Annotated in this window: 6 protein-coding genes and 2 tRNA genes; all 8 read left to right on the top strand. The window is 40.9% G+C overall.

The window, feature by feature from the left end:
• Positions 1-3: 3 nt before the first annotated feature.
• The 8 genes from ACTG7Q_RS07065 to recC all read left to right on the top strand — a co-directional run bounded on the left by ACTG7Q_RS07065 (position 4) and on the right by recC (position 7,984).
• A tRNA-Lys gene (locus ACTG7Q_RS07065) sits at positions 4-79 on the top strand.
• A 48-nt stretch (positions 80-127) separates the two neighbouring features.
• A tRNA-Lys gene (locus tag ACTG7Q_RS07060) sits at positions 128-203 on the top strand.
• A gap of 221 nt (positions 204-424) precedes the next feature.
• Positions 425-2,026: a transferrin-binding protein-like solute binding protein gene (locus tag ACTG7Q_RS07055; RefSeq protein WP_439242295.1), complete on the top strand. Its 1,602-nt coding sequence runs from the start codon at positions 425-427 to the stop codon at positions 2,024-2,026.
• A 294-nt stretch (positions 2,027-2,320) separates the two neighbouring features.
• Positions 2,321-2,845 carry a prepilin-type N-terminal cleavage/methylation domain-containing protein gene (locus ACTG7Q_RS07050; RefSeq protein WP_439242301.1) on the top strand — a complete coding sequence of 175 codons (525 nt, stop codon included), beginning with the start codon at positions 2,321-2,323 and terminating at the stop codon, positions 2,843-2,845.
• On the top strand, positions 2,842-3,573 hold the full coding sequence (locus tag ACTG7Q_RS07045) for a hypothetical protein (RefSeq protein WP_439242293.1): 732 nt from the start codon (positions 2,842-2,844) through the stop codon (positions 3,571-3,573). The genes ACTG7Q_RS07050 and ACTG7Q_RS07045 overlap by 4 nt, the downstream gene beginning before the upstream one ends.
• A gap of 6 nt (positions 3,574-3,579) precedes the next feature.
• Positions 3,580-4,266 (top strand): DUF2572 family protein, encoded by a 687-nt coding sequence (locus tag ACTG7Q_RS07040; RefSeq protein WP_439242291.1) that lies wholly within the window; start codon positions 3,580-3,582, stop codon positions 4,264-4,266.
• Positions 4,250-4,546: a DUF5374 domain-containing protein gene (locus ACTG7Q_RS07035; RefSeq protein ID WP_439242289.1), complete on the top strand. Its 297-nt coding sequence runs from the start codon at positions 4,250-4,252 to the stop codon at positions 4,544-4,546. The genes ACTG7Q_RS07040 and ACTG7Q_RS07035 overlap by 17 nt, the downstream gene beginning before the upstream one ends.
• 33 nt (positions 4,547-4,579) lie before the next feature.
• A complete protein-coding gene (gene recC, locus ACTG7Q_RS07030; protein ID WP_439242287.1) occupies positions 4,580-7,984 on the top strand; it encodes an exodeoxyribonuclease V subunit gamma in 3,405 nt (1,134 codons plus the stop codon).
• Positions 7,985-8,000 lie beyond the last annotated feature (16 nt).

Raw genomic sequence — 8,000 nt, 5'->3', positions numbered from 1 at the left:
AGTGGGCCGTTAGCTCAGTCGGTAGAGCAGCGGACTTTTAATCCGTTTGTCGAAGGTTCGAATCCTTCACGGCCCACCACTTAATTAAATACCATTTTTTAACCCCAAAAATAATAACTTCCCAGACGGGTCGTTAGCTCAGTTGGTAGAGCAGCGGACTCTTAATCCGTTAGTCAAGGGTTCGAATCCCTTACGACCCACCACGATTTTACCCTTAACATTAATTTGTCATTTATGACAACATATTTAATTTTAACTTTACAACTTTTTAAAATCGCTTTATTATTAAATGAGAATTGTTTCTATTTTATATTAGGCAATTCTTAGGTTGGCAGATAAAGCAAAATCGTCTCACATGCACATTGCTTTTTTGCCATAAAATCTTAAACTTTTATTTATTTACCCATCTTTAAGAGGTCATGCTATGCAAACTCCATTCAAGCTCAGTGCGCTTGTTATCGCTTGTAGCCTTGCGCTTTCTGCTTGTAGCTCATCATCCGATGGCAATACATCAGATAAAACCAATAATGTGAATTCATCTAGTGTTGTAATCCCTCCCTCTAACCCACTAAAAGCCGAAGAACCTAAGGCAGAAGAACCAAAAGCCGAAGAACCAAAAGCTGAAGAGCCTAAAGCCGAAGAACCAAAAGCCGAAGAACCTAAGGCAGAAGAGCCTAAAGCCGAAGAACCTAAAGTCGAAGAACCAATCCATTTTGTTTACACTGCGCAAGAGCAAGAAAGCGTAGATAAAGCGGTTGACACAGCCAGAAATGCCAACTCCAAAACAGATAGTGCTTTTATTGCATCATTCCAAGCCACTAAAGCTGTAACCCGTGCGAATGAAACCCTCACAGCAGCCAATGCCGAAAATGAAACGGCCAAAAATACAGCGACTGCTGAAACAGCATCCGACAATGACAAACAAGCCTACCTAAATAAAGCAACAGCCTACGCCATGGCAGCAACGGAATCCTTAACAGCGGCGCAAGCAGCAGTTGAAAAAACGCAAGAGGCTGTCACAGCGGCTGAGGCGGCCAATACTTCCGTTGCTCAAGCATTAGCTCAAGCTGAAGACTTACTGAAAAAAGCACAAGCGGACAGTGAAAAAATCACTACCGATGCCAATATAACGGAAGAACAAAAAACGCAAGTCGCTGAGAATCTAAAAGCAGCAGAACTGGCTTATGAACGTGCTAAATATATTCAAAAAGAGGTGGCAGACAATCTTGAGTTAGCGAAGAAAGATAAAGAAAGTGTGGCGAATGCTATCTCTGAGGCTCAAAAAGCCGTGGATGCGGCAACAGCTGAAAAAGCAGCAGCAGAAGAATTAAATAAAAATATTGTCGTCACACCGTCTACCCCTAATGAATCACCAAAAAATGATACAAAAACGGTGTACTTAGATAAAGCGGCTGATTACAATAAAATTACCATCGATGGTGTTGACATTGATTTAGCCAGTGTGAAAACGGACATAACAACGGGTAATCCTCATTATGTTCGGTCTGTGTTTGCGGCAGATAAAGCAAGCATTGGATATCATTCTTCAGATTTTTCTGAAACAAGCGTTATCTCATCTCAAGTCTATGGCTTGCAACATGTCGTTGCGGGTGCGGCAAAAGTGGGTGATGCTCAGTATCTCTTCGTTCAAGGGGAGAAAACCAAAGCACCAACAGCAGGTTCAGCAACCTATGAGGGGGGTATTTTACGCTTTGCTCAGGCAAATGCCGATAATTTATTCCAAGAAGAAGGTGTTGCAACAGGTAAATTTGATGCAACCATTGACTTTGCTAATAAAACCATTTCTGGACAAATTCGAGATCATGGTTGGGGTGGTGAAGATCAGCCATTCTCTGGTACTGTCACAAGCGATGGATTTAATGCAACTTGGACAGATTCTGACAGCGGTAGCGGTTTAAATGGTCACTTCTATGGCGCAGATGCTGCAGAAGTCGGTGGCGACTTTAAACGCTCTGATTCATTCGGTGTGTTTGTCGGTAAAAAAGCCTCCCCTGAAGAAGAATAAGCGCTAGACGATCAGATCTCATCTGACAAATCAAGCTAAAAGATGAGAGTTTCCTGTTTAGAATCGGAATGTGAATATTCCATCTAAACAAACAAGGAAACTCTCATATTTGATCTTCGCTATTGGATAATGGTGATGAAGATCATCAAAAAATCATTTTCTTACTCTCATAACAAAACCTGTCAGTCACCCTATTTCCCCTCATTTTGTGATCTCCATTCCAAAAAATGATCCTGTTTCTTGCACCCTGTCTATTTTCTTTTTAAAGTGCGGTTAAAAAAAAGAGAAGATGTGATGAAAAATGGGTTTACTTTGTTGGAAATGATGATCACTTTGTTGATTATTAGCATATTGGCGTTGGTGAGCTTGCCTGCTTGGCAAGGGGATAATCAACGGATTTTAGCGAAAGAGCAACAGCGGTTATATTTGTTTTTACGTCAAATACAAGCACGAGTGGAAAATTCGAATCAAATTTGGTATCTCGTTCTGAATCGAGATAGCAGTAAGCAACGTTGGTGCGTGACGGCGCAAATTAAGTCAGACACAATTTGTGATTGTTTTCAGCCACATTTTTGCCCAGAAAATTTATCCGCCCAATTTTATTCACCGCTTACTCCACAACAGACCATGATTGTAGCGAAAGCCTATTATCCACAAAAATTAATTAGTTTTAATGGTACCAGAAATTCGTCAGATTCGGGCTGTTTTATGTTGCAAAATACGCAATCTCGAACCTTGTTTTCATTTTCTAATTTGGGGCGAATTCGTCTTAAACATGATCAGGCTGAGAATGCTTGTGGTGGGAGTGCTGAAGAATGAGGCAGTTTTATAAAGGACAAACTCTGTTGGGGTTAATGATCAGCTTGACGTTATCATCATTGTTATTGTGGGTTATCGTACAATTTTATACCGATTCACAACGGCAGAATCAACAGATGTTAAGGCGATTACAACTACAAACCGAATTACAACGGGCCTTGCAAACCATGGCAAAAGATTTACGGCGAGTAGGTTTTCGTGCGTTGTCCTCGAAAGTGACACAGGAAAATTTTTCTTTATTTGAACTGGATGAAATGGGAACCAGTGTGGGGATTTATCCCATGTCGGGTGAAAGTGCGGTGAAAAATAATTGTGTTTTATTTTTTTATGATTTGGATGCGAATGGTTGTTTAGGGTCGACTGCAAAACAATGTGCTAAAAACGAACAAAATGCCACCTCGGAAGTGGGGCGTGAGTTATTAGGCTATCGTCAAAACGGCTTGATTTTAGAAAGCCGTACTTATGGCAATAAAGCCAATACGAAGTGTAAAAAAGCTGAATGCCAGAGTTATTTGCAACAACAAGCCTGTCAGGATTTAGGTTGGACCAAAGTGTTGGATGAGGACAGTTATGAAGTGACGGCATTATCTCTTGACTGGTTAGATAATAGCAAGCAATACAAGGGGTTAAGTCTTTCTTTGGTTGGACGATTAAAGCAATATCCAGAGATTCAGTATGAAAGTTCGGTGGTGATTCCGTTGTTGAATCAACCATGGGCAAAGGAGTAATGTGGAATGCAAAAGTTAGCGAAAAAACACCGCGGTTTTGTGACTATGAGTTTGCTTATTTTACTTTCAAGTCTGTTATTGGTGGCCTTATGGTTTGATGATGAATATTTCCGCTTACATTCTTCCATGGCAATGCAACGGCACCGTTACGTTCAGCAACATAGCCGTTTACAACAACAATTTCAGCAACAGCAAGGACATTTGTGTGATACGTTGGCGTTAAGTGTAGCGGGAAATATGGCGAGTGTGGCGGTGACATCTGAAAATAGTGAAGAACATCAGCAATTTATCTGGTGTCAGCGACAAGCCTTATTTAAGAAATCGCCAACTAAAAATTTGAATGAGGGGCAATTTGAGAAATTTGTGGATCCCTCGGCATTTACATTATTCCAAGCCAATGCGATACAAAACCTTAAGGCGTTTCCGAGCGATAAAAGCAATGCGTTATTTTGGTTTGATCAAGCGAATACGGAATGGGAGCTTAGCAGCAACATTAATGGGGTGGTGATTGCCACGGGGGCGTTGCATATTGTGGGTAAGGGGAAAATCACGGGTGCGGTGATTACACAAGGGGCATTTAGCAAAGCGGATTCGGTGACCTTAACCTATAAAAAAGCGGTGGTCACGGACATTGTGCAAGGTTTCAGTCAATGGCAACAGGTGGAGAAAACATGGTATGATTTTATTCCCTAAATTTCAGCGAGGCATGAGTTTAGTGATCTTACTCGTGGCGCTTAGCTTATTTAGTGGCATTTTTCTGGCAATCAATCAATGGACGAGTCACCAACGGAAAACCGCCAATGAAATTTATCAACGTTATCAAGCGATTCAAATTGCGGAAAATCAGCAACAACGGCAATTTCTCGGCTTGCCTTGTGAAAACCAAGTGCAACAAAACCAACTGACTTTTAGCATTTTTTGTACGGGAAAACAGGTGAAAGTGCGGTATATTTTAGGTGAAATTAGTTTATAATGGAGGAAATTCATTCTCACCCATGGGGCTATTATGTTTAAAATTTATCATTCTAATGATCTTGACGTGCAAAAAGATATTTTATGTGAATTAATTAAGCGAGAGCCCTTGGATGATCCCTTTGAAACGGAAACCATTTTGGTGCAAAGCCCTGGTATGGCGCAATGGTTACAACTGCAGTTAGCAGAGAAACAAGGGATTGCGGCCAATTTCAAGTTTCCCATGCCAGCCAGTTTTATTTGGCAACAATATGTGGATAATTTACCAAATGTGTTGCCGAATGCAGTGGAGCAAAGCCAATTTAGTAAAGAGGCCATGACGTGGCGGTTAATGGGGTTGATTAAGCCACTTGATTTTCAACCTATTTTGCATTATCTACATTATTCGATTGATTCCGAACAACACAAACTCTATCAATTAGCCAGTAAAATAGCCGATCTCTTTGACCAATATTTGGTTTATCGACCTCAATGGATTACGGCTTGGGAACAACAGCAACCTGAGATCATTGTACAAGAGATTTTAAGCCAACAAAAACAGTTGGATGAATGTTTTAAACAGCAAATTATGCAAGATGTGGCGTGGCAAGGGAAATTATGGTGTGCTTTGATTGGCGAGGTTGCCAGTGAGGGGCATCTTGTACAACACCGTGCTAATTTATACCGTCAATATTTGCAATTATCGAGCTATAAAAATTTACCCAAACGCCTATTTATCTTTGGTATTTCCGCCTTGCCAAAAACTTATTTAGACACCTTGGCTGTGATGGCAGAACATTGTGATGTACATCTGTTCTTTAATAACCCGAGCCAATATTATTGGGGCGATATTGTAGATCCCACTTTTGCCCAAAAACGCGCGTTGAAAACCTTAACCAAACAGCAGAGTGGGCAAGCGATTTCCTTGTTTAACGACACGCAACTGGAAGATTATTTTGCCAATAAACAAGAATTAACGGCGGAAGATGAACATTTATCCATCGGTCATCCTTTGTTGGCCACTTGGGGCAAATTAGGACGGGATTTTTTCTATTTATTAAGCCGATTAGACAGCCAAGAAATTCAAGCCAATACAGAATTAACCGGTGATTCGCATTTATTAACCCAAGTAAAACGCAAAATTTTGCAGTTGGCACCTAGCCAAGGGAAATCGTTGCATTGGACAGCGCAGGATCCGTCTTTGTCTTTTCATGCTTGCCATAGTCCAATGCGTGAAGTGGAAGTCTTGCACGATTATTTATTACAATGTTTTCAACAAGATGAAGACCTTACACCAAAAGATATTGTGGTTATGGTGGCCAATATTGATCGCTACGCGCCTTATATTCAGGCAGTCTTTGGCCAGTATCAAGTAAAAATTCAAGATGCTAAAGGGAAATGGGGCGAAGATAAGCGTTATATTCCGTTTTCCATTGCGGATCAAACCTTATCCGAAAGCGATGTCTTGTTGGCGACGTTCTTGCATTTATTACGCTTAAAAGACAGTCAATTTAGTGCGGAAGACGTGTTGGCACTGTTAGATATTCCCGCAATCAGTCAACGTTTTTCGATCACCCTAGGGGATCTGGATAATTTACGCCATTGGGTCAAGGACAGTGGCATTCGTTTTGGATTGGAAAAATCCAGTACGCAAGGGGTGAATTTCAATGCGTGGCAAGCGGGGTTGGAGCGCATGTTATTGGGTTTTGCACTACGTGAAGAAAATGGTATTTGGCAACAAGAAAATCTGGGCTTTGATAATAGTTATGGGCTGAACAGTCGCTTAGTGGGGGCATTGGCTCGCTTTATTGAACAGTTACATAGCTGGCAAATCACCTTGTCTCAACCGCATACTGTGACGCAATGGGAAACAGCATTGACGGCGTTACTGGCGGATTTCTTTAGTGAGGAAGCGCATACCATCGACATGTTGCGTTATATTGAAAACAGCATTCAGCAAGTCAGCCAATCATTACAAGCGTGGCAAGTGGATGAACTTTTGACCACAGAGGTGATGGTGGATGTGTTGACGGAAAAATTAAATGCACCAGAGAATAGTTTAAAATTCTTGGTGGGGAAAGTGAGTTTTTGTACCCTCTTACCAATGCGATCCATTCCATTTAAAGTGGTGTGCTTGTTAGGTATGAACGAACAGGATTATCCACGCCATACGACGCCAAATAGTTTTGATTTAATGCAATATCACCGTCAAAAAGGCGATCGTTTTCGCCGTGATGATGATCGTTATTTGTTCCTTGAGGCCTTGTTATCGGCACAACAACGGTTATATATCAGTTATGTGGGGCAATCGATTATTGATAATTGTCCGTTAGAACCATCGGTGTTGGTTAATCAATTATTGGATTATTTGTATGATAATCTGGATGTGGACTGTCAACCGCAAGGCGATAAAAAAGCTTTGGTTCAATATCACGCCATGACCGCCTGGAGTGCGAAAAACTTTAGCGAAACGCACCGCACTTTTGCCAAACAATGGGCCAATATTGCCAATGTACATCAGCCACCGTTGGATTTTGTGCAAGCCGCATCTTCTTCAACTGAAGTCGATATGACGCCTGTCAAGATTGATTGTGAGCAATTAATTAAATTTGTGAAAAATCCCGTACAGTTTTTCTTTGAACAACGGCTTGGCGTGTATTATCGTGATCAAGATGAGCAGATTAGCGATACAGAATATTTTACCTTAGACGGTTTAGACACTTATCAAATTCAACAAGATTTGTTAATGAACGAAGATCTGGATATTGAACAATATTTTGCCAAATTAACCGTTAAAGGGCGATTGCCTCGTGGTGAATTTGCCCAGATTTACCAACAACAACTACGCTCGGATGTGGAACAATTTCGTACGGTGATTGCCGCTTATCAAGGCAAACCAATGGAAAGCCGTTACATTGATTTCACCTTTAATATTAAAGGACAACTGGTGCAATTAAGTGGTTACATTGATCGACTATTCAGCACTGAAAACGGTTTGCAACGCATTCAATGGCAAGCGGGCAAACACAAGGACAGCTATACCATTGAGAATTGGCTGAATTGGTTAATATTGCGTGTGTGTTCAGGAGATGAACCTTTGTTACCGGCTATTTTTTATGGGAAAGACAAGAAAAATTTAGTTGGGAAAACCTTTTTAACGGAGCCTGAATTTGCTCCTCAAGCGTTGTTGCAATCTTATATTGCGGATTATTTAGCGGGTGAACAACAGGTCGTGTTAGCGGTCAGTGATGGCATTAGCGGTTATTTAAAAAAAGAAACAGATAGCGCTAAGTACCAATTCATTCAAACCATGGCGGAGGGGGATAAATACAAAGCGGGTGATATTTATTGGCAGCGTATTTTGAAACAAACCGCAGACTTAAACAAGTATCTGGAAAAAATCAGCGAAAATACGGAAAAATGGTTTAGGGATATGTTGGATTCCACAAAATCTCTGTAAACTGCGGTTAATTTTT

This window comes from Lonepinella sp. BR2474 (assembly GCF_051851555.1).
GTDB lineage: Bacteria > Pseudomonadota > Gammaproteobacteria > Enterobacterales > Pasteurellaceae > Lonepinella.
This window is presented reverse-complemented; position numbering and strand designations above follow the sequence as displayed.

What these genes read in the sequence shown, in the direction of transcription:
- ACTG7Q_RS07040 (WP_439242291.1), top strand. Translation starts at nt 3,580, where the DNA reads ATGCAAAAGTTAGCGAAAAAACACCGCGGTTTTGTGACTATGAGTTTG.
- ACTG7Q_RS07050 (WP_439242301.1), top strand. Translation starts at nt 2,321, where the DNA reads ATGAAAAATGGGTTTACTTTGTTGGAAATGATGATCACTTTGTTGATT.
- ACTG7Q_RS07035 (WP_439242289.1), top strand. Translation starts at nt 4,250, where the DNA reads ATGATTTTATTCCCTAAATTTCAGCGAGGCATGAGTTTAGTGATCTTA.
- recC (WP_439242287.1), top strand. Translation starts at nt 4,580, where the DNA reads ATGTTTAAAATTTATCATTCTAATGATCTTGACGTGCAAAAAGATATT.
- ACTG7Q_RS07055 (WP_439242295.1), top strand. Translation starts at nt 425, where the DNA reads ATGCAAACTCCATTCAAGCTCAGTGCGCTTGTTATCGCTTGTAGCCTT.
- ACTG7Q_RS07045 (WP_439242293.1), top strand. Translation starts at nt 2,842, where the DNA reads ATGAGGCAGTTTTATAAAGGACAAACTCTGTTGGGGTTAATGATCAGC.